Source organism: Arthrobacter rhamnosi, assembly GCF_054510975.1.
In genome coordinates, this window is the sequence record NZ_JBTNDN010000002.1 from 373,653 (window position 1) to 399,067 (window position 25,415).

Annotated in this window: 20 protein-coding genes and 3 tRNA genes; 13 read left to right on the plus strand and 10 right to left on the minus strand. The window is 67.5% G+C overall.

Annotation, left to right across the window (positions count from 1 at the left end; translation table 11 throughout):
* Positions 1–169: 169 nt before the first annotated feature.
* The 7 genes from gyrB (at position 170) to ACX80J_RS06110 (ending at position 7,025) form a co-directional block, all read left to right on the plus strand.
* On the plus strand, positions 170–2,197 hold the full coding sequence (gene gyrB, locus ACX80J_RS06080) for a DNA topoisomerase (ATP-hydrolyzing) subunit B (protein ID WP_225437288.1): 2,028 nt from the start codon (positions 170–172) through the stop codon (positions 2,195–2,197).
* A gap of 176 nt (positions 2,198–2,373) precedes the next feature.
* On the plus strand, positions 2,374–5,043 hold the full coding sequence (gyrA, locus tag ACX80J_RS06085) for a DNA gyrase subunit A (protein ID WP_459347176.1): 2,670 nt from the start codon (positions 2,374–2,376) through the stop codon (positions 5,041–5,043).
* A gap of 65 nt (positions 5,044–5,108) precedes the next feature.
* Positions 5,109–5,576, plus strand: a complete 468-nt coding sequence (locus tag ACX80J_RS06090) for a DUF3566 domain-containing protein (RefSeq protein ID WP_459344161.1) — start codon at positions 5,109–5,111, stop codon at positions 5,574–5,576.
* An 86-nt stretch (positions 5,577–5,662) separates the two neighbouring features.
* A tRNA-Ile gene (locus ACX80J_RS06095) sits at positions 5,663–5,736 on the plus strand.
* Between the two features lie 37 nt (positions 5,737–5,773).
* The gene (locus ACX80J_RS06100; RefSeq protein WP_459344162.1) at positions 5,774–5,890 is read left to right on the plus strand and encodes a DLW-39 family protein; all 117 of its coding nucleotides are present in this window, start codon (positions 5,774–5,776) and stop codon (positions 5,888–5,890) included.
* A 45-nt stretch (positions 5,891–5,935) separates the two neighbouring features.
* Positions 5,936–6,008 (plus strand) — tRNA-Ala (locus ACX80J_RS06105).
* 99 nt (positions 6,009–6,107) lie between these two features.
* Complete coding sequence (locus ACX80J_RS06110; protein WP_459347177.1) at positions 6,108–7,025, plus strand: DMT family transporter; 918 nt, start codon at positions 6,108–6,110, stop codon at positions 7,023–7,025.
* An 80-nt stretch (positions 7,026–7,105) separates the two neighbouring features.
* Here ACX80J_RS06110 and ACX80J_RS06115 read toward each other — a convergent pair whose 3' ends face one another.
* Positions 7,106–8,014: a hypothetical protein gene (locus ACX80J_RS06115; RefSeq protein ID WP_459347178.1), complete on the minus strand. Its 909-nt coding sequence runs from the start codon at positions 8,012–8,014 to the stop codon at positions 7,106–7,108.
* A gap of 162 nt (positions 8,015–8,176) precedes the next feature.
* On the opposite strand from ACX80J_RS06115, the gene ACX80J_RS06120 reads away from it, so the two are divergent.
* On the plus strand, positions 8,177–8,719 hold the full coding sequence (locus ACX80J_RS06120; protein ID WP_459344165.1) for a peptidylprolyl isomerase: 543 nt from the start codon (positions 8,177–8,179) through the stop codon (positions 8,717–8,719).
* 4 nt (positions 8,720–8,723) lie between these two features.
* A complete protein-coding gene (locus ACX80J_RS06125) occupies positions 8,724–9,596 on the plus strand; it encodes a rhomboid family intramembrane serine protease (RefSeq protein ID WP_459344166.1) in 873 nt (290 codons plus the stop codon).
* 242 nt (positions 9,597–9,838) lie between these two features.
* Here the strand turns inward: ACX80J_RS06125 and ACX80J_RS06130 are convergent, their stop codons facing one another.
* Positions 9,839–10,087 (minus strand): cell division protein CrgA, encoded by a 249-nt coding sequence (locus ACX80J_RS06130; protein ID WP_087072395.1) that lies wholly within the window; start codon positions 10,085–10,087, stop codon positions 9,839–9,841.
* Positions 10,088–10,267: 180 nt separating this feature from the next.
* Between ACX80J_RS06130 and ACX80J_RS06135 the strand changes: the two genes are divergently transcribed.
* From ACX80J_RS06135 to ACX80J_RS06145, 3 genes are read left to right on the plus strand one after another with little or no spacing between them, the layout of a single operon-like run.
* A complete protein-coding gene (locus tag ACX80J_RS06135; protein ID WP_459347179.1) occupies positions 10,268–11,089 on the plus strand; it encodes a class E sortase in 822 nt (273 codons plus the stop codon).
* Between the two features lie 5 nt (positions 11,090–11,094).
* Positions 11,095–11,256 carry a hypothetical protein gene (locus ACX80J_RS06140; RefSeq protein WP_459347180.1) on the plus strand — a complete coding sequence of 54 codons (162 nt, stop codon included), beginning with the start codon at positions 11,095–11,097 and terminating at the stop codon, positions 11,254–11,256.
* Between the two features lie 3 nt (positions 11,257–11,259).
* A complete protein-coding gene (locus tag ACX80J_RS06145; protein WP_459347181.1) occupies positions 11,260–11,904 on the plus strand; it encodes an aminodeoxychorismate/anthranilate synthase component II in 645 nt (214 codons plus the stop codon).
* On the opposite strand, the gene pknB is transcribed toward ACX80J_RS06145, so the two are convergent.
* The 7 genes from pknB to ACX80J_RS06180 are packed head-to-tail and all read right to left on the minus strand — an operon-like array spanning position 11,901 to position 21,462.
* Positions 11,901–13,871 carry a Stk1 family PASTA domain-containing Ser/Thr kinase gene (gene pknB, locus ACX80J_RS06150; protein ID WP_459344169.1) on the minus strand — a complete coding sequence of 657 codons (1,971 nt, stop codon included), beginning with the start codon at positions 13,869–13,871 and terminating at the stop codon, positions 11,901–11,903. The two genes, ACX80J_RS06145 and pknB, sit on opposite strands and share 4 nt — an antisense overlap.
* 37 nt (positions 13,872–13,908) lie before the next feature.
* The gene (locus ACX80J_RS06155; RefSeq protein WP_459347182.1) at positions 13,909–15,705 is read right to left on the minus strand and encodes a protein kinase domain-containing protein; all 1,797 of its coding nucleotides are present in this window, start codon (positions 15,703–15,705) and stop codon (positions 13,909–13,911) included.
* Positions 15,702–17,144, minus strand: coding sequence for a peptidoglycan D,D-transpeptidase FtsI family protein (locus tag ACX80J_RS06160; RefSeq protein WP_459344171.1), 1,443 nt, complete (start codon positions 17,142–17,144; stop codon positions 15,702–15,704). The genes ACX80J_RS06155 and ACX80J_RS06160 overlap by 4 nt, the downstream gene beginning before the upstream one ends.
* Positions 17,141–18,565: an FtsW/RodA/SpoVE family cell cycle protein gene (locus ACX80J_RS06165; protein ID WP_459347183.1), complete on the minus strand. Its 1,425-nt coding sequence runs from the start codon at positions 18,563–18,565 to the stop codon at positions 17,141–17,143. Before ACX80J_RS06165 ends, ACX80J_RS06160 begins: the two co-directional genes overlap by 4 nt.
* The gene (locus ACX80J_RS06170) at positions 18,558–20,204 is read right to left on the minus strand and encodes a PP2C family protein-serine/threonine phosphatase (protein ID WP_459347447.1); all 1,647 of its coding nucleotides are present in this window, start codon (positions 20,202–20,204) and stop codon (positions 18,558–18,560) included. The genes ACX80J_RS06165 and ACX80J_RS06170 overlap by 8 nt, the downstream gene beginning before the upstream one ends.
* 44 nt (positions 20,205–20,248) lie before the next feature.
* Positions 20,249–20,728, minus strand: a complete 480-nt coding sequence (locus ACX80J_RS06175) for an FHA domain-containing protein FhaB/FipA (protein ID WP_459347184.1) — start codon at positions 20,726–20,728, stop codon at positions 20,249–20,251.
* Positions 20,725–21,462 (minus strand): FhaA domain-containing protein, encoded by a 738-nt coding sequence (locus tag ACX80J_RS06180; RefSeq protein WP_459344174.1) that lies wholly within the window; start codon positions 21,460–21,462, stop codon positions 20,725–20,727. Before ACX80J_RS06180 ends, ACX80J_RS06175 begins: the two co-directional genes overlap by 4 nt.
* Before the next feature lie 316 nt (positions 21,463–21,778).
* Between ACX80J_RS06180 and ACX80J_RS06185 the strand changes: the two genes are divergently transcribed.
* Positions 21,779–21,861: transfer RNA gene (locus tag ACX80J_RS06185), tRNA-Leu, on the plus strand.
* A gap of 119 nt (positions 21,862–21,980) precedes the next feature.
* Here ACX80J_RS06185 and ACX80J_RS06190 read toward each other — a convergent pair.
* Positions 21,981–25,403, minus strand: coding sequence for an error-prone DNA polymerase (locus ACX80J_RS06190; protein WP_459347185.1), 3,423 nt, complete (start codon positions 25,401–25,403; stop codon positions 21,981–21,983).
* Between the last annotated feature and the right edge of the window lie 12 nt (positions 25,404–25,415).

The window sequence follows — 25,415 nt, forward strand, 5'->3', positions numbered from 1 at the left end:
ATGGAAGGACCCCCTATCGGCTCTGACGCCGCTTTATTGGCCGGTGAAGGGGTGTTCGTGCGGGATTGTAGCCCTCCGCAGGGTAGAATGGATCGAGATTGTTTTGGTCCATCCAGCTGAGGAGCCGTCTACGCCTGTGGCACACGAGAACGAGTTGAATGCAAGTGATGTGTTGATCGGCGAAGGCGAATCCCCGATCCTGGAGGCGGCCACCGAACACGCATACGGTGCCAACGAGATCACGGTGCTGGAGGGCCTGGAAGCGGTCCGGAAGCGTCCGGGAATGTACATCGGGTCCACCGGACCCCGGGGTCTTCACCATCTTGTGTACGAAGTCGTGGACAACTCGGTCGATGAGGCGATGGCGGGTTACTGCGACCACATCGAGATCACGCTCCAGGCCGACGGCGGTGTCAAGGTCGTGGACAACGGCCGCGGGATCCCCGTCGACATGCACCCCACCGAGGGGCGGCCGACCGTCGAGGTCGTCATGACAATCCTCCACGCCGGCGGCAAGTTCGGCGGCGGTGGGTACGCGGTGTCGGGCGGCCTGCACGGCGTCGGCATCTCGGTCGTCAACGCACTGTCCAAGCGGGTCGAGACGGAAGTGCGACGCCAGGGTCACGTGTGGCGCCAGTCCTTCGCCGACGGCGGCAAGCCCGTCGGCGAGCTGAGGAAGGGCGAGGAGACCTCCGAGACCGGCACCACCCAGACGTTCTATCCCGACGACTCGATCTTCGAGAGCACGCAGTTCGACTTCGAGACCCTCCGCGCACGGTTCCAGCAGACCGCGTTCCTCAACAAGGGACTGCGCATCACCTTCACGGACGAGCACGTCGACGAGGTCGAGGACGAGGTCACCGTCGAGACCGGCGAGGATTCCACGCCTCGGCACCGCGAGGTCGAGTACCTCTACGAGAACGGCCTCGTGGACTACGTCCACCACCTCAACTCCTCCAAGCGCGTCGACGTGGTGCACCCCGATGTCATCGTCTTCGAGACGGAGACCCCGGACCGCACCATGTCCGTCGAGATCGCGCTGCAGTGGACCTCGGCCTACTCCGAGAGCGTGCACACGTACGCCAACATGATCAACACGCATGAGGGCGGAACGCACGAAGAGGGCTTCCGCGCGGCCATGACCACCCTGATCAACAAGTACGCGCGCGAGAAGAACATCATCAAGGAGAAGGACGACAACCTCACGGGTGACGACATCCGCGAAGGTCTGACCGCCGTCATCTCCGTGAAGCTCTCCGAGCCGCAGTTCGAGGGCCAGACGAAGACGAAGCTCGGCAATTCGGAGGTCAAGGGGTTCGTGCAGCGCGTCGTCACCGACCAGCTGGGCGACTGGCTCGAGCGCAACCCGGGCCCCGCCCGCGACGTCATCCGCAAGTCGATCCAGGCATCGCAGGCGCGCCTCGCCGCCCGCAAGGCGCGTGAGTCCACGCGCCGCAAGGGCCTGCTCGAGTCCGGCGGCATGCCGGGCAAGCTCAAGGACTGCCAGTCCAAGGACCCGGCGCGGTCGGAGATCTACATCGTGGAGGGCGACTCGGCCGGCGGTTCGGCGGTCCGGGGCCGCAACCCCGAGACGCAGGCCATCCTGCCCCTACGCGGCAAGATCCTGAACGTGGAGCGCGCGCGCCTGGACCGGGCCCTCGGCAACAGCGAGGTCCAGGCCATGATCACCGCGTTCGGCGCGGGGATCGGCGAGGACTTCAACGTCGAGAAGGCCCGGTACCACAAGATCGTGCTCATGGCCGACGCGGACGTGGACGGCCAGCACATCACGACCCTGCTGCTCACACTGCTGTTCCGCTACATGCGGCCGCTGATCGAGAACGGCTTCGTCTACCTTGCGCAGCCGCCGCTGTACCGGATCAAGTGGTCCAACGCGAAGCACGACTATGTGTTCAGCGACCGCGAGCGTGACGAGGTCATCCGGATCGGCCTCGCCAACAACCAGCGGCTGCCCAAGGACAACGGCATCCAGCGGTACAAGGGTCTGGGCGAGATGGACTACACGGAACTGTGGGAGACCACCATGGATCCGGACCACCGCACCCTGCTCCAGGTCACCATGGACGACGCGGCCGCGGCCGACCAGGTGTTCTCGGTGCTCATGGGTGAGGACGTCGAGTCCCGGCGCAACTTCATCCAGCAGAACGCCAAGGATGTGCGTTTCCTCGACATCTGAGTGCCGGCTACCGGCATCGTGCCGGCGCAACGGAACAAGAGCGGACCGAGGGTCCCTGCCCGAGCTTGCGAGGGAGAGGGAGGACGTCCGACCGGGCGCCTGCACACGATGCCGGGCACCGGCCAGCGACCGCGTCTCCTGTGTGGTCGAGAACCTTTCACGAACGGAACTGATTCATGAGTGACGACATCACCGGCAACGGACCCGACGAGCCCATCGAGGGTGAGGTCCTGACGGACCGCGTCGAGCAGGTGGACCTGCAGACGGAGATGCAGCGGTCCTACCTGGACTACGCGATGGCGGTGATCGTCGGCCGGGCGCTGCCCGACGTGCGCGATGGCCTCAAGCCCGTGCACCGGCGCGTCCTCTACGCCATGTTCGACGGCGGCTACCGGCCGGACCGCTCGTTCAACAAGTGTGCCCGCGTGGTCGGCGAGGTCATGGGCCAGTACCACCCACACGGCGACTCCGCGATCTACGACGCCCTGGTCCGCCTGATCCAGGACTGGACGATGCGCTACCCCCTGGCCCTGGGACAGGGGAACTTCGGTTCGCCCGGGAACGACGGCGCGGCCGCCCCCCGGTACACCGAGACGAAGATGGCTCCGCTCGCCATGGAGATGGTGCGGGACATCGACGAGGAGACCGTCGATTTCCAGGACAACTACGACGGCAAGAACCAGGAACCGACGATCCTGCCGTCGCGCTTCCCGAACCTGCTCGTCAACGGGTCCTCCGGCATCGCCGTCGGTATGGCCACCAACATCCCGCCGCACAACCTGCGCGAGGTGGCCGACGGCGTCCAGTGGTACCTCGAGAACCCGGAAGCCTCGAAGGAAGAACTGCTCGAAGCACTGATCGCCCGTATCAAGGGACCCGACTTCCCGACCGGCGCGCAGATCCTCGGCCACAAGGGCATCGAGGACGCCTACCGGACGGGTCGCGGCTCCATCACGATGCGCGCCGTCGTCAATGTCGAGGAGATCCAGAACCGCACCTGCCTCGTCGTCACCGAGCTTCCGTACCAGGCGAACCCGGACAACCTCGCCATCAAGATCGCCGAACTGGTCAAGGACGGCAAGATCAGTGGCATCGCGGACCTGAGGGACGAGACCTCTGGCCGGACCGGCCAGCGCCTGGTGATCGTGCTGAAGCGCGACGCCGTCGCGAAGGTGGTCCTCAACAACCTGTACAAGCACACCCAGCTGCAGGACAACTTCAGCGCCAACATGCTGGCGATCGTCGACGACGTTCCCCGCACGCTGAGCCTCGATGCGTTCATCCGGCACTGGGTGACCCACCAGCTCGAGGTCATCGTCCGCCGGACGCGGTACCGGCTGCGTAAGGCGGAGGAGGAGGCCCACATCCTCCGCGGTCTGCTGAAGGCGCTCGACGCCCTCGACGAGGTCATCGCCCTGATCCGTGCCTCCTCCACCACGGAGCAGGCCCGTGACGGACTGATGGGGCTGCTGTCCATCGACGAACTGCAGGCGACGGCGATCCTCAACATGCAGCTGCGGCGTCTGGCGGCGCTCGAGCGGCAGAAGATCCAGGACCGCCACGCCGAGCTGGAATCCATGATCACCGAGTTCAACCGGATCCTCGCCTCCGAGGACGTGCAGCGCGGCATCGTCAGCACGGAGCTCGCGGAGATCGTCGCCAAGTTCGGTGACGATCGGCGGACCGAGATCCTCATGGGCTACGACGGTGACATGAGCATGGAGGACCTGATCCCCGAGGAGGAGATGGTCGTGACCATCACCCGCGGCGGGTACGTCAAGCGCACCCGCAGCGACAACTACCGCCAGCAGGCACGCGGCGGCAAGGGCATCAAGGGAGCGCAGCTGCGCGGGGACGACGTCGTCGAGCACTTCTTCGTCACCACCACCCACCACTGGCTGCTGTTCTTCACGAATTTGGGTCGGGTCTACCGGGCGAAGGCGTACGAACTGGTCGAGGCCGCCCGTGACGCCAAGGGGCAGCACGTCGCCAACCTCCTGGCCTTCCAGCCCGACGAGAGGATTGCCCAGGTGCTCGACCTGCGCGACTACCAGCAGTCTCCCTACCTGGTCCTGGCCACGAAGCGCGGACTGGTGAAGAAGACGCGCCTCGAGGACTATGACACCAACCGGACTGCCGGCGTGATCGCGATCAACCTGCGGGACAACGACGAGCTCGTCTCCGCGCAGCTCGTGTCCAGCGATGACGACATCATGCTCGTCTCGCGCAAGGGACAGTCGCTGCGCTTCACGGCCGACGACGACGCCCTGCGGCCGATGGGACGTGCGACGTCGGGGGTGACCGGCATGAAGTTCCGCGAGGACGACGAACTGCTGGCCGGCAGCGTCGTCACCGACGACTCCTATGTCTTCATCGTCACCGAGGGTGGTTTCGCGAAGCGGACCAAGGTCGACGAGTACCGGGTGCAGGGCCGCGGTGGCCTCGGTATCAAGGTCGCCAAGCTGGCCGAGGAGCGGGGCGACCTGGTCGGCGCCCTCGTGGTGCAGGAAGAGGACGAGGTCCTGGTGGTCATGGGAGGCGGGAAGGTCGTCCGCTCGGCCGTGGCCGGCGTGCCGGCGAAGGGACGCGACACGATGGGTGTCATCTTCGCCAAGCCGGACAAGACGGACCGGATCATCGCCGTGGCCCGCAACAGTGAGCGGAGTGTTGCCGTCGAGGAGGGGCTGATCGACGATCCTTCCGAGGCCAGCCCGGACGTGGACGTCATCGACACGGTCACGCCCGAGGACGCACCAGCAGAGTTCACAGCCGATGAAGTACGGTTGTCGACAGAGGAAACGGCTGAGCCTGACGCTGAGTCGCCGGAACATGGAGGTAGCGAGTGAGCTCGGCCAACACCAACCCGCGAGCGTCCAGCGGCCAAATGCGGGCGCCCGGGACCCCTCCGCGCGTGAATGCCCCCGCACGTCCCGCGCAGCGGCCCACGGGCCCCGGCGCGCAGACCGCGCGTCCTGCGCAGCGACCGGGACTGATCAAGCCGGCACCGAAGGCGAAGGCCCGGAAGGCGCGCCTGCTCGTCAGCAAGGTCGATCCGTGGTCCGTGCTCAAGATGTCGTTCCTCCTGTCGGTCGCGCTCGGCATCGTCACCGTCGTTGCGTCCTTCGTGATCTGGACGGTCCTGGACCTCACCGGGATCTTCGACGGCGTCAACGAGCTCCTCCGGGAGATCGCCGGATCCGAGAACGGTGGCTTCGATCTTCGACAGTTCGCGTCGCTGCCCCAGGTCCTCTCCTTCGCCACGATCATCGCCGTGGTCAACGTGGTGCTCCTGACCGCCCTGGCCATGCTCTCGGCGGTGCTCTACAACATCTCCTCCACCCTGGTCGGCGGAATCGGCGTCACGCTGACCGACGATTAGGACACCGGCCTCTTCGGCGCCGGAGGGCGATTTGAAGAATGCCGAGACACTACTGTAAAGTCGTATCTCGGCCCGAAGAGGTATCGGGGCGTATAGCTCAGGCGGTTAGAGCGCTTCGCTGATAACGAAGAGGTCCCAGGTTCAAGTCCTGGTACGCCCACGGATCCACTACTGCAGGGAACTGCTAGGAGACTGGTGTGAAGAAGTTGCTTCTTGCGGCAGCGGCTGCAGCAAGTGTCCTCGTCTACAAGCGGTGGCAGGATTCAGAGAAAAGCAAGAGCGTCTGGAGCAACGCGACGGACGACGTCGCCTAGCAAGGAACATCGTCCGGCGCAGGTATACTGGATGAGGCTCATTTCGGGGGCATGGCGCAATTGGTAGCGCACCTGCTTTGCAAGCAGGGGGTTCGGGGTTCGAGTCCCCGTGCCTCCACCGAGAGGAAGTCCCGGCCATCGGCCGGGACTTCCTGCTTTAAGCGGCCCGAGCCGACCGGCATCCGGCGGTACTGACGGCGTGCCATAGGGTTGCCGGGTGACTATCTTCCTCTCGATCCTGGGCGTGATCGGGGTCTCGGCGTCCGGGCCGATCATGGCAGCGACAGCCGCCCCGGTCCTCGCCATCGCGTTCTGGCGGAATCTGCTCGGAGCCGTCCTCATGGGCGGCCCGGCCTTCGTCTCCAAGCGGGCCGAGTTCGCAGCCCTGCGCCCAGCGGACTACCGGCGGCTCGCCCTCGCAGCTGGAGCCCTGGCGTTGCACTTCGCCTGCTTCATCACCGCTCTCAAGCTCACCTCGGTGGCAGCCGCCACCGCCCTCGTCTGCCTGCAGGTGGCATGGATCGCGTTGTTCAACGCCCTGCTGGGGTCCCGGCCACAGCGCGCGGTGGTGGCCGGTCTGGGTATCGCCTTCATCGGCGTCGTGATCATCACCGGATTCGACCTCTCACTCTCCCGGAACGCGCTCCTCGGGGATCTGCTCGCGCTGGCCGGTGGGGCGCTGGCGGGCATCTACCAGATGGCGGGAGCCGCTGCCCGGCGGACGATGTCCACCGGGACCTACACGACGCTCTGCTACGGAGTCTGTGCAGTTTTCCTCGGAGTCCTCTGCGCAGCCACGGGCCAACCGATCGTCGGATTTACTCCCGTGGCCTGGGCGGGCATCCTCGCCGTGACCCTTCTGGCGCAGATCATGGGCCACTCGGTGTTCAACCACCTGCTCGCGGTGATGAGCCCGCTGGTCGTATCCATGATCATCCTGCTGGAGATTCCCGGTGCCGCGATCCTCGCGGCCGTCTTCCTCGGCGAGCAACTGCCCGCTGCAACCTATGGCGGGCTGGTCCTCATCCTCGCCGGCCTCGCCGTGGTGGTCCGCGGCCAGCAACGACGGATGGAGCGCCAACGGCTCCTGGCCGAGCAGGCCGCTACCATACCTCCCGCCCTCGGCGGCGACTGATATTCCTCCTTGAGCATATTACGATGACGGCATGAAAAAGCCCCCGGCAGGACGCCGGGGGCTTTTCGCTTCTCGAAGTGTCAGGCTTTCGGCTCGTCCGTCGGCGTAGCCACGTGCTTCGCGGGTTCGCCGGCGTCCGCGTCGCCCGCCGCCAGCGGCGAGGTGGTGCCTGCGACCGTCCCGCTGGTCGCCGCCGCGTCATCGGAGGAGGCTGCTGACCGCTCGGCGGCTTTCTTGATCTCGGCGACGACGTCCTTGGCTTCCTGGGCCTTGTCCGCCGCGACGGGAGCAGGTGTGGCGTTCACGGGTGCGGGCGTCTTCCAGGGATCCTCCACGGGCTTGGAGGCCCTCCACGCAGCGACACCGGCGACGAGAGCGGACGCGATGATGCCGACGATCAGCCAGCCCTTGCCGGACCTGCGTGCCTGGTTCCTCTTGAGGTCCTTCGAGGCCTGCATCGTCGCGGCGACCAGGCGCTTCTGGGCGTTCGTGATGGCCTTCTTGTCGCCGGTCGCCCTGGTCACGACCTTCTCGACCAGAGGGGGCACGGAGGCTGCAGCGAGGGAACGGGCCGCCGTGTCCGCTGCCTCGCCGAGCCTGTTGGACAGGGCCGGCAGGTAGTCGTCGACGACCTTGCCCTTGGCGGAGTTCAGTGCCGGCGTCGCCTTGTCGAGGGTGCCCTGGATCTTCGGGGTCGTCTCGTCGATGACGTGCGTGATGCGCGGGCCCACACTCTCGATCCCGGACTGGATCCGGGGGGTGACGACGGCGATGCCGCCCGCGATGCCCTCGGTGGTCCTGCGGACGGTGTCCTGCAGGGCCGGCCGGGCGGTTTCGACGCCCTTCTCCCACCGGGGCTTCGCCCAGCCGTAGGCGGCATCGACATGGGGAGATGCCCAGGCGCGCGCTGCTGCTACTCCAGCGACGAAGGCCGCTCCGATGGCGGCGGTCTCCTCGAGATCGTGGGTGACGCGTGCATTCTTCTTCACAAAAACCTCCAGGGGGTGGTTACTCGTTTTGATCAGCCTACGTTGCATGGACAGGGGGTGCTATCGGTGTGCGCTCCAGGATCCCGTCGAAAGGCCGTTTCACTGTCCGCGGAATGGCACTCCTCCAGCTTATTGTCGGAGGCTGCGTGGAAGAATGGGCGAATGACTGCTATCCCAACAGCAAAAGCGACCATTTCCACCAACCAGGGCAATATCGAGGTGAACCTCTTCGGCAACCACGCGCCGAAGACCGTGAAGAACTTCGTGGGCCTGGCAACCGGCGAGATCACCTGGACCCACCCGCAGACGGGCGAGAAGAGCAACGCTCCCCTCTACAACGGGACGATCTTCCACCGCATCATCAAGGACTTCATGATCCAGGGCGGGGACCCGCTGGGCCAGGGTATCGGCGGACCGGGCTACAAGTTCGACGACGAGATCAACCCGGACCTCACCTTCAACGAGCCCTACAAGCTCGCCATGGCCAATGCCGGAACCCAGGGCGGACGCGGCACCAACGGATCGCAGTTCTTCATCACCTCGGTGCCCACGACCTGGCTGCAGGGCAAGCACACCATCTTCGGTGACGTCACCGACGAGGAGTCCCGCAAGGTCGTCGACAAGCTGAACGCGATTGCCACGGACATGAGGGACAAGCCCCTCGACGACGTCGTCATCGAGAGCATCACCGTGGAACAGCTCTAACCGAATGTCCTACGGTGCCCCCGCGCCCGACGCCGGCAGCCAGCAGGCCCCCGTCTGCCCGAGGCACCCCGACCGCATCAGCTATGTGAGGTGCCAGCGGTGCGGCCGCCCGGCCTGCGGAGACTGCCAGCGGCCGGCCGCCGTCGGATTCCAGTGCGTGGACTGCGTGCGTGAGCAGGCGGCCCGCACCCCGGTCCGGAAGAATGCTTTCGGCGGCGTCGCACGCGGGGGCACCCCTCTCGTCACCACGGCCCTGATCGGGATCTGCGTGGTGGTGTTCCTGCTCCAGCTCGTGATCCCCGGGCTCACCCGGACCTTCTCCTACGCTCCGGTGTTCACCGCCGGCGTGGGCGGAGCCATCCCGGCCGAGCCGTGGCGCATGCTCACCGCGGCCTTCCTCCATGCGCCCAACTCGGTCCTGCACATCGCGTTCAACATGTACGCCCTCTACATCCTGGGGAAGGTGCTCGAACCGGCGATGGGACGGGCGAGGTTCCTGGCGCTGTACCTGATCTCGGCGGTCGGCGGATCCGTCGGCGTGCTGCTGCTGAGCGGACCCCTCCAGTACGTGGTCGGTGCATCCGGCGCCGTCTTCGGTCTGTTCGGGGCCCTCTTCATCATCCAGCGCAAGCGTGGGGGTGATGTGCGGCAGATCATCGTCCTGGTCGCCATCAACGCGGTCCTGGGCTTCGTGGTGCCGGGGATCGCCTGGCAGGCCCACCTCGGCGGCCTGCTGGCCGGAGCCGCCTGCGCAGCGGTCATCGCCTACGCACCCCGGGGTGCCCGTCAGGCCCGCCTGCAGTGGCTCGGACTCGGCGGGATCGTCGTGCTGCTGGCTGTGCTGACGTTCCTGGGGGTCTCGCTCCTCCTGGTCTAGGACGAGGAAGACACTGAGGGCCGGTTCGCTCGAACCGGCCCTCAGCTGCGTTATCCACACCCCTTATCCACACGGGGGATAACTTACACACATGTAATTCCACACCTGTGGATAAGCAGGGCCCGGGATCTCAGGCCCTCGAGCGGATGATCAACAGAACTGTGCACATCTGTGGATAACTTTCTGCACACCGTGTGCACAGTGGGGACAGGTCCTTCGACCGCCCCGGTGGAACGGGGGAACTACCGCCAGCGTGTGGTCATCAGGAAGCCGACGATCGCGATGCCGAACCCGACCAGGATGTTCCAGGACCCCCAGGCCGCCACCGGAAGGGTGGACATCGAGATGTAGAAGGTGATGATCCACAGCAGGCCGATGATCATGAGCCCGAACATCACGGGCTTGTACCAGACCGGGTTCGGCTTGGGCTGCGAGGACTTGACGGCGGGCGCAGCGGTGCTGGCTCTCTTGCGGGGCTTCGACTCGGGCACGGATTCTCCTCGACGGGGCGCAACTGCGGATCAGCTGCGCCGGTGGTCTCGCGGGGCGCCCCGGTGCGTCCAGACCCGCAGGTTATCCTGAAGGAAGAACACCATCCGGCGGGCGGTTCTGGGAACGATTCTAGCCAAGAACCGCCCGATACCGGTGCATCCCCAGCGGCAGGAGCGGCAGTGGCCCGGTCAACCATCGACGCCGCACCCGGCCATGCCGCAGTGCAGGCACGGCCGCAGCGACGCCGTCGTACCCCCGTCCAGCTCGTCGCGCAGGTCCTCGGCGAACTGCTCATCACGGTCGGCGTCGTCCTCCTGCTCTTCGTGGGCTGGGAGCTGTGGTGGACGAACATCGATTCCGGGATTAAGCAGGACCACGCCCTCGAGGAGTTCTTCTCGGACGTACCGCCCGTTCGGGCGGAGCCGGTTCCCTCCTCGCCGCCCGGAGGAACCGGGTCCGCTGCGCCGGAGGAGTTCGGCGAACCCGCCGTCCTTCCGCAGAGCGAGCTGGTCGGGACCTTCGCGGTGGTCTACATCCCCCGGTTCGGTGAGAGCTACTCCCGGCCGGTCACGGCGGGCGTCGGGACCGATGTCCTCGACAACCTCGGTCTCGGGCACTACCCGGGAACCGGAGCTCCCGGCGAGGTGGGAAATTTCGCGCTGGCCGGCCACCGACAGACCCACGGCCAGGTCCTCGACCAGATCCACACGCTCGTCCCGGGCGACCGCATCTACGTCCAGACCCGCGACGGGTTCTACACGTACGTGTTCCGCAACACCGAGATCGTCCTCCCCGACCGCGTGGACGTGATCGCACCGGTGCCCACGCAGCCGGCCGCGGAACCCGTCGACAGGATCCTGACGCTGACCAGCTGCAATCCGCGCTTCGGTGCGCAGGAGCGTATTATTGCTTATTCGGTGATGGAGTCCTGGCGTCCTGTGGATGCCGGTCCGCCGCCCGAGATCGCGGAGCAGGTAGCCCGCGCCGCAGGACAGGGATAGCCACGATGTACGGATGGATCTTCCGGACCCTCCCCGGTCCCCTGTGGATGCGCGTTCTCCTCTCGGTGCTCCTCGTGCTCGCGGCCGTCGCGGTGCTCACGGTCTTCGTGTTCCCCTGGTTCTCCCAGTTCAACCCGCTCACAGATTCAACGATTGGTTCCCCCTAGCTCATGGCTGACACCACCCGAATCCTCGTCGTCGACAACTACGACAGCTTCGTCTACACCCTGGTCGGTTACCTGCAGGAACTCGGCGCCGAGACGACCGTGGTCCGTAACGACGACATGACCCTCGCGGAGGCCGAGGACATGGCCGCATCGCGCGACGGCGTGCTGATCTCCCCCGGCCCGGGCACGCCGGCCGAGGCCGGCGTGTGCATCGACCTCATCCGGTGGTGCGGCGAGCATGCGAAGCCCATGCTCGGAGTCTGCCTCGGACACCAGGCGCTGGCGGAGGCCTATGGCGGACGGGTGACGCACGCACCCGAACTCATGCACGGCAAGACCTCCCTGGTGGAACACGATGCGACAAGCGTCTTCGCCGGGTTGCCGTCGCCGGTCACGGCCACGCGGTACCACTCGCTCGCAGCCGTGAGCGATGACATTCCAGCCGACCTCACGGTCACCGCACGCACCGCCAGTGGCATCATCATGGGCCTCGAGCACAAGACCGCGCCCCTGTGCGGCGTCCAGTTCCATCCCGAGTCGGTCCTGACGGAGGGCGGCTACCAGATGCTGGGAAACTGGCTCGAATCGCTCGGCCTCACGGGTGCTGCAGCCAAGGCGGCAGGACTCAGCCCGCTCATCGCGCGCTAGCTGTTCCCTTTCGTGGGTCCCGGCGTGGGCTGGTTCCCCGTCCCCTCGGCGGGCCGGCCGCCCGGTGTCCGGGAGGGTTCCGGCTTGGGTTCCGGGGCGGTCTCCTGCGTGGGTTCCGGGGACGGCTCCTGGGTGGGCTCCTGCACCGGTGGCTGCGTGGGTGCCTTCGCCACCGAGAGCACGATCTCCGTTCCCTGATCCACCTGCGACCGTGCGGGCGACGACTGCGCCGTCACGATCCCCGGTGTCACCACGCTGTTCTCGACCTCGCGGACGGAGAACGGCAGTTGGACGGCGGGATCGGCCAGCAATGCCTCGGCCTGCAGGACGGTCAGGTCGGTGAGCAGCGGCACGGTCACCTTGCCGTTGGACAGCACCAGGTCCACCGACGTGCCGACGGGCACGGACTGCCCCGCCTGGGGATTGGTCGTGATGACCCGGCCTTCCGCGACCTCGGCGCTGGTCTCCTCCGTGACCTCGCCGCCTTTCAGCCCGAGGTCCTCCAGCGCGTCCCGCGCCGAGGACTCCGTGAGTCCCGAGAGCTCGTCGGGTAGCACCACGTTGGCGGGGCCCAGCGAGACGGTGATGTTCACGCGGGACTCCGTCTCCACGGATGCTCCCGCCGAAGGGTCGGAACTGATGACGTCTCCGGCCTCCACCGACGCGTTGTACTCCTCGTCCGTGGAGGGGACCAGCCCGGCGTCCACGATCGCATCGGTCGCATCCGCCTCGGTCATGGACACCACATCGGGAACGTCGACGGTCGCCACCTCCTGGACCGGCCGGCTGTCCGGGAGGTTGTCCAGGACCACATAGCCTCCGGCGAGGACGAGCAGCACCGCCACGAGGAAGACCGTGAGCCAGGCAGCACGGGACGATCTCCGGTGCTGGTCGTGCTGCCGGTCCCGCTCGGTGCCGTTCCCCAGGAGGTCCAGACGACCGTCGTCGTCCTCCTGTCCGGAGGGAAGGGACTGGTCCGCCGCCAGCCGGCCTCCGGTGTGGGCCTGCGAATGGTACGTGGTGCCAATCGCTGTCGCACCGACCGACGCTGCACGCGTCCGGGGCGCGGTGACGTCCATCGCCTCGGTGGGTGCCCCTGCGGCGTCCGCGAGGACGACACCGCGGGCAGCGTCGAGCAGGGCCCGACGGAAGGACGCTGCGTCCTGGAACCGGTGTTCGCGGTCCTTCCGCAGCGCCCTGGCGAGGACGGAGTCCAGGGCGGGCGTGACGGCCGGAGCGAGGGTGCTGGCGATGGGAGGTTCTTCCCTCACGTGCTGGTAGGCCACGGACACCGGACTGTCCCCGATGAACGGCGGGCGGCCCGTGAGCAGTTCGAACAGGAGGCATCCCGCCGAATACAGGTCGCTGCGGGCGTCCACCGTCTCCCCGCGGGCCTGCTCGGGTGAGAGGTACTGCGCCGTGCCCAGGACCGCCTGGGTCTGTGTCATGGTGGCCTGCGAGTCCGCCAGGGCGCGGGCGATGCCGAAGTCCATGACCTTGACGGCGCCGTCCGGGGTGATCATCACGTTGGCCGGCTTGATGTCCCGGTGGACGATGCCGGCCTTGTGGCTGTAAGCCAGCGCGTCCAGGACCCCGGCGAGGTAGGTCACGCTGTCCTCGGGTGTCAGGTCCCCGGCCTTGACGTGGTCACGCAGCGTGCGTCCCTCGACGTACTCCATCACGATGAACGGGACCCTGACCTCGTGCTGTGGCCTGTCCGGGATCTCTTCCTCCCCGGTGTCGTAGACCGCGACGATATTGGGGTTGTTGAGGCCCGCCACGGCCTGGGCTTCACGCCGGAACCGCGACTGGAAGAGGGGATCGCGGGCAAGGTCCTGGCGCAGCACCTTGATCGCCACTGACCGCCCGAGCAGGAGGTCGCGTCCGAGGTGTACATCGGCCATGCCTCCACGGCCGATCAGTTCACGAACCTCGTACCGTCCGTTCAGGACGCGCTCCGCGGTCATCACTCCGGGCCCTTCCGGCACGTGCGCTGCGGGCGGATCATGACCCGGAGGTCGCCGTCCCCGTGGGCTCCGACGCGGGGGTCGGCTCCGACGGACTGGTCGGCGCCTCGGTGGCGGGCGGGCCCGAGGACACGACGTAGTTCACCTGGGTTCCCGGCGCAAGTACTGCACCCGGCCCGGGATCGACACGAAGTACGGTCCCCTCGGGCTGGTCCGACTCCTCGGAACCCACATTCAGGGGTCGCAACCCGAGCTCCACGAGGATCCGCTCGACCTCGGCGGCATCCTGTCCCTGCAGACCCGCGGGCACGGTGACCTGCTCGGGACCGGTTGATGCGGTCAGTGTGATCGTAGTTCCGGGTGGTTGCGCCCCACTCGGGTTGATGTCGATGACGGTTCCCGGTTCCTTCTCGGAAGACCGTTCCACCACGTTTACTCCGAAATCGAGCGCAATCAGCTTTGCTCGGGCCTCTTCCAGGGGAAGACCAAGGTATTCGGCCGGCGAGATGACAGTGCCTTCGTCAGCCTCGGCGGTGGTGGGTGACGGCGTCGGCGACGGGGACGGGGACGGGGACGAGGAGGTGGTGGAGGGCGATGGGCTGGGGGTGTCGGACGGAGAGGGCGTCGCGCTGGCCGGGGTACTCGATGCGGCCGGAACGTTGTCGGCATCGTCTCCGGTCAGCAGCGGCTGGAAGATCAGGAAGGCGATGGCAGCCAGTGCGAGCAGGAGCAGGACGATGAGCGGGATCAGCCAGGGGCTCCGCCGATCCTCCTCGCGGCGGTACGGCTGGGAAGGCTCGGTGGCGTCGATGTCCTCCTCCGACCAGTCCCGGGAGGCCGCGATCCCGGCGGCGGCACCGGCGGCGGGTGCCGCGACCCTGGGAAGGGCGGATGTCTTCGGTGCGGGGACCGCCGTCGTCGCCTGGGTGTCCTGGCGGGGAACGGCGGTCGTCGCCGCGTCCGCGCCCGTCCCGAAGGCGAGCATCCCGGGCACCGCTGCTTCCGCGGCCCGGATGTTGCCCGCACGGATGGCGTCGACAGCGCGCGCGAGGCTCTCAGCGTCCCGCGGCCTGTCGGCAGGATCCTTGGCGAGCATGGATCCGACCAGCGCGCGTACGGGGCGCGGGATGGTCTCGGGCAGGGGTGGCGGGGCGTCGTTGACCTGGGCGAGGGCGATCGCGATCTGGGACTCGCCGGAGAACGGGCGGCGCCCGGCGAGGAGCTCGTATCCGATGACGCCCAGCGCGTAGATGTCGGAGGACCCCGTGGCCGGCTGGCCTGTGGCCTGCTCGGGCGCGAGGTACTGGGCCGTTCCCATGACCTGGCCCGTGGCCGTGAGCGGCACCTGATCGGCCAACCGGGCGATGCCGAAATCGGTGATCTTGACCCGGCCGTCGGGCATCACGAGGATGTTGCCCGGCTTCACGTCGCGGTGGACGAGTCCCTGCCGGTGTGCCACGGCGAGGGCGAGGGCGGTCTGGCCCATGATCGAGAGCGTCCGGTCGGGCGAGAGCACCTGCTCCTTCTCGATCACGGCGGACAGGGGCTGCCCGGGGACGAGCTCCATGACGAGGTAGGCGGAACCGCCCTCCTCGCCGTAGTCGAAGACGTTGGCGATCCCCTCGTGGTTGAGCAGCGCCGTGTGGCGCGCCTCCGCGCGGAAGCGGTTCAGGAACGCCGGGTCGCCCGAATACTCCTCCTTGAGGATCTTGATCGCCACGATCCGGCCCAGGATCTGGTCCCGCGCCTTCCAGACCTCGCCCATACCGCCGATCGCGATGCGCTCGGTCAGTTCGAACCTGCCGCCCAGGGTGATTCCTGACGTGGGCCTCATCTGTTCAACACCGCCTCTATAAGTCGCTTGGCACTGGGTGAGGTCAATTGCTGACCGGTGGGGATGTCCACGTTCTCCATCACGATGGAGATCGCTACCTGCGGATCGTCGGCGGGGGCGAAACCCGTGAACCAGGCATTGTCGCCGGTCTCGGAGACCTCAGCCGTTCCTGTCTTGCCGGCGACCTCGACGCCCGGCACCTGGGCGCCGGTCGCCGTACCGTTGTCCACCACGTTGACCATCCAGTCGGTGAGCTGGTTCGCCGTCTCCGGACTGACCGACTCGCGCAGCACCTCGGGCTGGGGGGACTCGATCAGCTGGAGGTCCGCCGCCCGGATCGACTTCACGAGCTGGGGTTTCATCTGCTGCCCGTCATTGGCGATGGCCGAGGTCACCATGGCCATCTGGAGCGGCGTCACGCGCGTGTCGAACTGCCCGACCGCGGACTGCGCGAGCTCGGGATCGGTCAGGTCCGACGGGAAGGAACTCGCGATGACCCGGGTGGGGATGGACAGCTCCTCGCCGAACCCGAATTTCGCCGCCTGCTCCTGGATGGCTTCCTCACCGAGGTCCAGGGCGATCTGCGCGAAGGGTGTGTTGCAGGACTGCTCGAGCGCGAACTCCAGGTCCGCCGTCGTCCTGCTGATGCATCCTCCCGTGACGTAGTTCGGCAGGGAGTACTCGATGCCGGGGAACTCGAGCGCCGGCGGGTTCGGGATCACCGAGTCGGCGTCGTACTTGCCCGACTCGAGTGCGGCTGCTGCGTCGATGAGCTTGAAGACGGAGCCCGGGGCCACCAGGGACTCCGTCGCGGGATTCGAGTAGATGGAGAGGCCTGGCTGTTCGGAGAGCGCGGCGACGTTCTCCTCGATGACGCCCGTGTCATGCCCGGACAGGAGGTTGGGATCGTAGGTCGGCTTCGAGACCATCGCGAGGATGTTGCCCGTCGAGGGCTCCATGACCACGATCGAACCCCGCTGATCGTCGGGGATGAGGTCCGAGGCGAGCTGCTGGATCTCGGGATCGATGGTCAGCTCCACGGACGCGCCCTCCGAGTCGACGCCTGAGAAGAGTCCGACGACCCGGTCGTAGAACAGCGAGCTGCTGGTGCCGGAGAGGATGTCCGATTCCCTGTCCTCGAGCTGGGTGGATCCCAGCGACAGGGAGTAGTACCCCGTCAGGTGTGCATACAGTTCGGGTTCGTTGTACACGCGCTGGTAGTTGAACTGGTCCTGCGACGGCACGGACTCCGCGATGGCCCGGCCGTCCACGAGGATCGCCCCGCGCTGCCGGCCGAAGTCCTGGAACAGCTGTCGACTGTTCCAGGGGTTCGCATTCAGTGCCTGTGCCTGGAAGAACTGCACGTAGGTGAGGGAGCCGAGGACGAGGGCGAACATGCCGATGGCGACGACCCACGCACTGCGGATGGCCTGGTTCATCGGGTGGCCTCCTTCGCGGTCCTCTTCTTCACGGGTTTACCGTTCATGCCGAGCGCTTCGGGGAACGAGTCCTTCATGGGGGCTGTCGGCGCCGGTCGACGCGCGGTCTCCGAGATGAGCAGGATCAGGGCCACGATCAGCCAGTTCGCCAGCAGCGACGATCCACCGGCGGACATGAACGGCGTGGTCAGTCCCGTGAGGGGGATCAGGCGCGTGATTCCCCCGATCACCACGAAGCACTGCAGCGCGATGGTGAAGGAGAGGCCGCAGGCGAGGAGCTTGCCGAAACCGTCCTTGGTCCCCAGCGCCGCCCGGATGCCCCGCGATACGAGGATCACGTAGAGCATCACGATGGCGACGACGCCGATCAGTCCGAGTTCCTCGCCCAGCGCCGCAATGATCATGTCGCTGTTGGCATAGGTCACGAGGTCGGGCCGGCCTTCGCCCAGTCCCGTTCCCACGAGGCCACCATTGGCCAGGCCGAACAGTCCCTGCACCACCTGCGCGCTGCCGCCGGGTGCCCTGTTGTACACCTCGGGCGCGAAGGCGTTGATCCAGGAGTCGAAGCGCAGTGCCACATGGCTGAACAGTTCCAGGGCGACGAAGACGCCGACGCCGATCATCGCCAGGCCGATCAGCACCCAGCTGACCCGGCTCGTCGCCACGTAGATCATCACCATGAAGAGGCCGAAGAAGAGGATCGACGACCCGAGGTCGCGCTGGAAGATCAGGACTCCGATGCTGACCAGCCAGGCAGCGGCCATCGGTGCCAGGTCCCGGAAGCGGGGCAGTTGCAGCGGGCCGATCTTCTTGCCCGCCAGCAGGATGAGGTCGCGGTTCGTCGACAGATACCCCGCAAAGAATATTGCGAGCGTGATCTTCGCGATCTCCCCCGGCTGGAAGGTGCCGATGCCCACCGAGATCCAGATGCGCGCCCCGTTGATCTCGAGACCGAGCGGCGTGAGGGGAAGCAGGAGCAGGAGGGCGCTGACGATCAGCGAGATGTAGGTGAAGCGGAGGAGGATCCGGTGGTCGCGCAGGACGATCAGGAGGACCGCCGCCGCTCCGATCGCCACGGCCGTCCACGTGACCTGCTGTGGTGCCACGGGCGGATAGTCGGGATTGACCAGGATGGCCGACAGGTCGAGACGGTGGATCATCGCCAGGCCGATCCCGTTCAGCGCGACGACGATGGGGAGTATCACCGGATCCGCATACTTCGCCCGGAAGCGCAGGATGACGTGGATGAGAAGGCCCATCCCTCCGAGGGTGGTCGCCTGGAACCAGAAGTGGTCGGCGAAGGGCTCCTCGCGGCCTGTGCCCGCCAGGTAGTTGGCACTCATCGCCACGGCGAGGGCGAGCAGCAGCAGGACGAACTCGATGTTGCGCCGCGACCGGGGGACCGTCAGGACATCACTCATTTGCTGCACCTCCACAGTCGGTGGCAGGGGACGAAGGACTGGGGGCGGGGGTCGGATCCGCACCGGACGAGGCGCTGGACGTCGCGGACGCACCCGGTGGAGCGGAAGCACTCGGACCCGCTGTCGTGCGGGGACCCGGTGAGGGGGTCGCACGTGCGGAGGGAACGCCCGCCGCGGCCGAGGTCCGCGGCACGGGGGACGCGGAACTGCTGGGGCTCGGCGTGCTGCCGGACGTGGGGCGGGACGTGGGGCTGGGAGTGCTGCGGACGGAGGGGCTCGGCGAGGAGGTCGCCCCCGTTCCGGGATCGCAGGAGACCGCCCGCAGTTCGCTGCGAAGGTTCCCCACGATGCGCTGGGCCTCGTCGAGGCTGGCGGCGGGAAGGGTGTCCACGAGCTGGGAGCGCTGGTACTCGGGCAGGTTCGAGACGGGGATGTCCGTGGTCTCGTACAGCTCACTCAGGCTGATGGGCCCGACCTTCTGGGGCACGCCCGTGTAGATCGCCACGCGGTGGTCCGCTTCGGCGACGTAGTAGCGCGTCTGCGTCCAGGTGTAGCCCAGGCCCAGGACGGCGATCAGGATGAGGCCCATGAGCGACAGGAATGCGGGCACGAGCCAGCGCCGCCTGCGCGTGGGCCTCTCGTCCCCGGCATCGGGGTCGGCCGGCTGGCTGTCGCCCTTGTGGGTCAGCATCATCGCCGCGCGCCGCTCGGTGGACCGCTGCGTCACGATGGGGATCTGTCCGGTCTCGGTCGCCAGGGCCGCCGACCCCACCAGCATGTGAGGCCTTGTCAGCAGGTCCTCGCGGATGACGTCGGCGCGGATGGCGGTGCCGGGAAGGTCGCCGTTGTCGTCGACCTGGTGCGAGACGGCGTCCGCCCCGTTCGCGCTCGGTCCGTCCCGTTCGCCCGCTGCCTGCCAGGCAGGGGGGATGGACGGCGGCGGTGCGTCGTCGTCGTCCGCTTCCACGACCTCGACGACGACGATGGTGATGTTGTCCGGCGAGCCCCCGGCGAGGGTCAGGTCGACGAGGGTGTCGACGCACGCCCGGATGTCCGTCGTCTCGCGCATGACCTGCTCCACCACGCGCTCGTTCAGGACCGCATTGAGGCCGTCCGAGCACAGCAGCCAGCGCTCACCGGGCTCGGCGTCGAAGGAGTCGAGATCCAGTTCCGGACTCGCGTCGACGTCGCCGAGGACACGCATCAGCACGTTCTTGTGCGGGTGGACCTCCGCTTCCTCGGGAGTGAGCCGGCCCTCGTCGATGAGGCGCTGCACGAAGGTGTGGTCCGTGGTGATCTGCTCGAAGACGCCGTTCTTCAGCCGATAGGCACGTGAGTCACCGATGTGTGCGAGCTGCAGCTTCGACTCCTCCAGCAGGAGGGCCGTCACCGTGGTGCCCATGCCCGCCAGCTGCGGGTTGGTTCCGACGAGTTCGGAGAGCAGTGAGTTCGCGGTCTGGATCTCGTCCGCCAGGTGGGTGGCAGCATGGCCGCCGTGCCCGCTGTGATCGAGATGGACCAGGTCCAGGACGGTGGAGGCGGAGGCGACGTTGCCGCCCGCGTGTCCGCCCATGCCGTCGGCGACGACGGCGAGGTACCGGCCCACGTAGGCGGAGTCGTCATTCTTCGCCCGCACCATGCCCACGTCGGAGCGGGCAGCGAACCTCAGGACGAGCCGCACGCCTACGGCCTCAATTCGATGACCGTCTTACCGATCCGGATGGGGATGCCCGGTTCGACGGGCAGGGCACGCGTGAGCTGGGTACCGCCGAGGTAGGTCCCGTTCGTCGAGCCCAGATCCTCGATGAACCAGCGGCTGCCCTGCGGGAACAGCCGTGCGTGGCGGCCGGAGGCGTAGTCGTCCTCGAGCACGAGGGTGGCCTCCTGGGCGCGACCGAGGAGGACCGGACTCGCCGCGAGGTCCAGTGAGGTCCCGGACAGGGGGCCCTCCGTGACCACCAGTCGTCGGGCGGCTGCCCGCACCGGTGCGGGCTCTTCGTGGGCATCGGGTCTGTTGCGCGGGCTGGCCGTACCGGCCTTGGTGCGGCTACCCACCAGGAGATCGCGGCGCAGCGCCCCGACGGTGCTGAGCACGAGGATCCACAGCAGGATCAGGAAGCCGAAGCGCAGGATCGTGACGGTCAGTTCTCCGGCCTCGCTCATCGCTGGCCCCCGTCCTGTGTGGGCACCAGGCGGAAGGTCAGGCGTGAGCGCCCCATGGTGATCATGGAGCCGTCCGTCAGCTCGGCCTGCCCGTGGACGCGCTGCCCGTTCACGAAGCTGCCGTTGGTCGACCCGAGGTCGACCGCGTAGATCCTGCCGTCCTCCATGCGGATCTCCAGATGCCGCCGCGAGACCCCGGTGTCGTCGACGGGGATGTCCGCCTCCGATGAGCGGCCGAGGATGATGGACCCGGAATGGATCGAATAGCGCCGGCCGTCGATCTCGAGGACCGGCTGGTAGCGCGTGGGCTGGCTGCGCGGTGCTGCGGGCGCTACCGGGCCGGCAGGGCGGCGCGCGGCAACCTGCTTCTCGATCGACGAATCGATCTCGAACACACCCGCCTTCAGCTCGGGATCGTGTTCGAAGGACACGCGCACCGGCCCCTGCAGGCTGTACTGCTGGCTGTTGACGTGGGCGATGACCACGTCGCAGAGCTCCTCGGCCAGGGCGGATCCCCAGTGCTGGGCGAGCTCGAAGTCGGAATCGGAGAGGCGGGCCGTGAAGACATTGGGTGCGAGCGTCCGGCCCTGCGAGAGGACGAGCGAGCGGTTGTCCAGCTCCTTGCGGAGGGCAGTGGCGATCTCGAGGGGCTGCACCTGTGAGCGCGAGCCCGTGGTGAAGGCGCTCCGGACCAGCTTTTCGAGTCCGCGCTCCACGTTGTCGAGAATGCCCATCGTCCGCCTCCTCCCCTGTCCCACTGTGGTTTCGGGCCCCGCCAGCGGGATGCTGCAGGGCTTCTCCCGGTCCTGGAGACGGCAATGTCCGGCCGGGCATGTTCCCTCCGATACTACTGGGAGCCTCTGGAAATGAGCTCCAAGGGGGCATTCCCAGGATTACTTTGTCCTAACGATCGCCGGTGGCGGCAGCCTGCCCCAGGGCGCCATCGGACCGCCGGAACCCGCGTTTAGGTAATTGCGGTGATGCTCCGCTATGCTTATTTCTGCTGTTCACAACGCCTGCGCCTGGCGCACGGAGTTGGAATCTCGAAATGCGCGAGTGGCGGAACGGCAGACGCGCTGGCTTCAGGTGCCAGTATCCGAAAGGGTGTGGGGGTTCAAATCCCCCCTCGCGCACAGTGCACGACGACGAAGGGCCTCCGCCCAGCGGGGGCCCTTCGTCGTCTGCCCGGTTCCCCGGGGAACCCGGCCTGGACCAGCCGCGCCCCGGTTCCGCGCCTCGCCGTCCGGTCGTGTCAGCGGAAATCGCGGGACCTGGTGGTGGCCTTCAGGTGGAGGACCTCGATGCGGTCCGCCACGAGGTTCACGATTCCCTCGGAGGACCGTTCGAGGACGCCCCGCACGATCACGCTGCTCGCCTCCCGCGCCACGCGGCGGTAGCGCTGCCAGACCCCCACCGAGCAGATGACGTTCACCAGTCCCGTCTCGTCCTCCAGGTTCATGAACGTGATGCCGCTGGCCGTCGCCGGTCTCTGCCGGTGCGTCACGACTCCGCCCACCTCGACCCGCCGGCCGGACTCCGCCGTCCTCAGGTCCAGCGCCGTCAGTGCCCCACGGCGTTCCAGTCTGCTCCTGGCGTGGCGTACCGGATGGTCGTCCGGGGTGATCCCGGTGGACCACAGGTCGGACCCGACCTTGTCGATGTCCGAGAGTTCGGGCATCAGCGGCGGCTGGATGTACACGGCGGTCCCCTTGATCTGGCCCTCGCGCTCGGTGGACGCGGGCCCGGCATTCCACAGCGCTTCCCGCCTGCTCAGTCCCATCGAGTCGAAGGCGCCCGCCGCCGCCAGCGCCTCGAGCTGCCCGGCATTGACGCCCGTCCGCCGCGCCAGGTCCGGCATGTCCTCGTAGGGTCCGTTCCGTTCCCGCTCGGCGACGATCCTCTCCGCGAGCTTTGTCCCGAGCGATTCGACACTGGCGAGCCCGAGCCGCACCGCATAGTTGCCGTCGCGGCGGTGGGGTGTCGAATCGAAGGGGGTGTCCTGGTCGAAGTAGCCCACCGGCGGCTGCTCGTCCTCGATGCAGCAGTCCATCCCCGTGGCGCGGCGCCGGGGATCGGCGGGAGGGTCGTAGCCCTCGAGTGGTTCGAGGTCGGCGTGGACCCCGGAGTGCAGGATGTCGGGCCGCAGGACGATGGCGCCGTGCCGCCGGGCGTCCGCCACGAGGGTCTGCGGTGAGTAGAACCCCATGGGCTGGGCGCGCAGCAGGGCTGCGAGGAACGCGCCGGGATAGTGCAGCCTCAGCCAGGCGCTGACGTAGACCAGCAGCGCGAAGCTGATCGAGTGGCTCTCCGCGAACCCGAAGTTCGCGAACGCATGGATCTTGTTGTAGATGGTGTCGGCCACCTCGCCGGTGATCCCGTTGGCCTCCATCCCCTGGTACAGCTTGGCCTTCAGCGAATCGATCCGCTCCTCACCCCGCTTGGATCCCATGGCCCGGCGCAGCAGGTCTGCGTCCGCACCGGTGCAGCCGCCCACCACCATGGCCATCTGCATGAGCTGCTCCTGGAAGAGCGGTACGCCGAGGGTCCGCTCGAGGACCGGCTTCAGGTCGGGGTGGAGGTACCGGACCTCCTCCTCGCCCATCTTCCGTTTGATGTAGGGGTGCACGGCTCCGCCCTGGATGGGTCCGGGCCGTACGAGGGCCACCTCGATGACGAGGTCGTAGAACTGGCGGGGCTGCAGCCGGGGGAGCATGCCCATCTGGGCGCGGCTCTCCACCTGGAAGACGCCCACCGAATCGGCGAAGCACAGCATGTCGTACACGCCCTGCTCCTCCTTCGGGATGGTGTGCAGCTCCCACTTCTCCCCGAAGTGCCGTTCCACGAGGTCGAAGTTGTACTGGATGGCGGCGAGGATGCCGAGGCCCAGCAGGTCGAACTTCACCAGCCCCATCCAGGCGCAGTCGTCCTTGTCCCACTGGAGGACCGTCCTACCGTCCATCCGCCCATGCTCGATCGGGCATACTTCCCCGACGGGCCGGTCCGTCAGCACCATGCCGCCCGAGTGGATGCCCAGATGCCGCGGGAACTTCAGGACCTCCTGGGCCAATTCGACCACGGAGGCGGGGATGTCGTGGTCGCTGCTGGAGACGAGCCCGCCCCACCGCTCGATCTGCCGCGACCAGGCGTCCTGCTGGCCCGGGCTGTGGCCCAGGGCCTTCGCCATGTCGCGCACCGCGAACTTGGGCCGGTAGGTGATGACGTTGGCGACCTGCGCCGCATTGAAACGCCCGTACTTGCGGTAGACGTACTGGATGACCTCCTCACGCCGGTCCGAGTCGAAGTCCACGTCGATGTCCGGTTCCTCGTCGCGCATGCTGGAGAGGAACCGCTCGAAGGGAAGCTGGTACTTGATGGAGTCCACGGCGGTGATCTCCAGCAGGTAGCAGACCGCCGAGTTGGCCGCGGATCCCCGTCCCTGGCACAGGATCCCGTTGCGCCGCGCGTAGTGCACGAGGTCGTGGACGATCAGGAAGTACCCCGGGAAGTTCTTGCTCTCGATCACCTCCAGTTCACGTTCGATGCGCTCGCGCACATCGGTCCGGCCGCCGTAGAGCTTGTCCGCCCCCTGCCAGACGAGCTCGCGGAGGTAGCTCATCTGCGTGTGGCCTTCCGGCAGGTCGAGGTTCGGCAGGCCGGGGCGGACGCTGCGGAGGGTGAAGGAGAGATCTGCGGCGAGGTCCACGGTGCGCTCCACGGCTCCGGGATAGTCCCGGAACCGCCGCGCCATCTCGGCACCGCTGCGCAGGTGGGCGGCTCCCGCGGCGGGAAGCCAGCCATCCATCTGGTCCAGGCTCCTGCGGGCCCGGACCGCGGCCAGGGCGGAGGCGAGCCGATGCTGCTTCGGGGTCGCGTAGTGCACGTTGTTGGTGGCCACGGTCGGCAGCGCGAGGCGTGCGGCGACGGCGGCCAGGGCGTCATTGTGCGCGGTGTCCAGGGGGTTGCCCTGGTCGATGAGTTCGACGGCGACCGAATCCCTGCCGAACAGCTCGACGAGCGTGCGGAGCTCCGCCTCGGCGGCGGATGCCCCGTCCGCGACGAGTGCCGAGCGCACCGTCCCCTTCCGGCAGCCCGAGAGGATCATCCACTGGCCCTGGGCGTGCCCGGAGAGGCTCTCGAGGTCGTAGCGGGGTTTGCCCTTCTCCGCATCGGCGTCGAGCTGGGCTTCGGTGATGGCCGTGGACAACCGATGGTAGCCCGCCGATCCCCGGGCGATGACGAGGAGGTGCCGGCCCTCCGGGTCGGCTTCACCGTTCTGCGGTCTGGACAGACCGAGGGAGAGCTCGGTGCCGTACATCGTCGAGAAGCCGGGGTACTTCTCGGCGGCTTCCGCGAAGTGGACCACTCCGTACAGTCCGTCGTGGTCGGTGAGCGCCATGCCGGTGAGACCGAGGCGCTGGGCCTCCTCGGCGAGGTGCTCGGGACTGGATGCACCGTCGAGGAAGCTGAAGTTGGAGTGGACGTGGAGTTCCGCGTAGGGCACCACGGGCCCCTCGGGGGCCGGAGCGGCCGCCGGAGGGGTGTAGGGCTGGCGTTTCCGCGACCAGGCGGGGCTGTCCCCGCCGTCGGCGCCGGGGGGTGGTGCCCCGGGCCGGGTGGAACCGGACAGGTTCCGTTCGAAGTCCGACCACGGGATCGGCGGATTGTTCCAGCCCATGGCGTCCCTCCC

What these genes read in the sequence shown, in the direction of transcription:
- ACX80J_RS06120 (WP_459344165.1), top strand. Translation starts at nt 8,177, where the DNA reads ATGACTGCTATCCCAACAGCAAAAGCGACCATTTCCACCAACCAGGGC.
- ACX80J_RS06190 (WP_459347185.1), bottom strand. Translation starts at nt 25,403, where the DNA reads ATGGGCTGGAACAATCCGCCGATCCCGTGGTCGGACTTCGAACGGAAC.
- gyrA (WP_459347176.1), top strand. Translation starts at nt 2,374, where the DNA reads ATGAGTGACGACATCACCGGCAACGGACCCGACGAGCCCATCGAGGGT.
- ACX80J_RS06175 (WP_459347184.1), bottom strand. Translation starts at nt 20,728, where the DNA reads ATGAGCGAGGCCGGAGAACTGACCGTCACGATCCTGCGCTTCGGCTTC.
- ACX80J_RS06155 (WP_459347182.1), bottom strand. Translation starts at nt 15,705, where the DNA reads ATGAGGCCCACGTCAGGAATCACCCTGGGCGGCAGGTTCGAACTGACC.
- ACX80J_RS06180 (WP_459344174.1), bottom strand. Translation starts at nt 21,462, where the DNA reads ATGGGCATTCTCGACAACGTGGAGCGCGGACTCGAAAAGCTGGTCCGG.
- ACX80J_RS06125 (WP_459344166.1), top strand. Translation starts at nt 8,724, where the DNA reads ATGTCCTACGGTGCCCCCGCGCCCGACGCCGGCAGCCAGCAGGCCCCC.
- ACX80J_RS06165 (WP_459347183.1), bottom strand. Translation starts at nt 18,565, where the DNA reads ATGAGTGATGTCCTGACGGTCCCCCGGTCGCGGCGCAACATCGAGTTC.
- ACX80J_RS06140 (WP_459347180.1), top strand. Translation starts at nt 11,095, where the DNA reads ATGTACGGATGGATCTTCCGGACCCTCCCCGGTCCCCTGTGGATGCGC.
- ACX80J_RS06145 (WP_459347181.1), top strand. Translation starts at nt 11,260, where the DNA reads ATGGCTGACACCACCCGAATCCTCGTCGTCGACAACTACGACAGCTTC.
- ACX80J_RS06170 (WP_459347447.1), bottom strand. Translation starts at nt 20,204, where the DNA reads ATGGTGCGGGCGAAGAATGACGACTCCGCCTACGTGGGCCGGTACCTC.
- ACX80J_RS06160 (WP_459344171.1), bottom strand. Translation starts at nt 17,144, where the DNA reads ATGAACCAGGCCATCCGCAGTGCGTGGGTCGTCGCCATCGGCATGTTC.
- pknB (WP_459344169.1), bottom strand. Translation starts at nt 13,871, where the DNA reads ATGACCGCGGAGCGCGTCCTGAACGGACGGTACGAGGTTCGTGAACTG.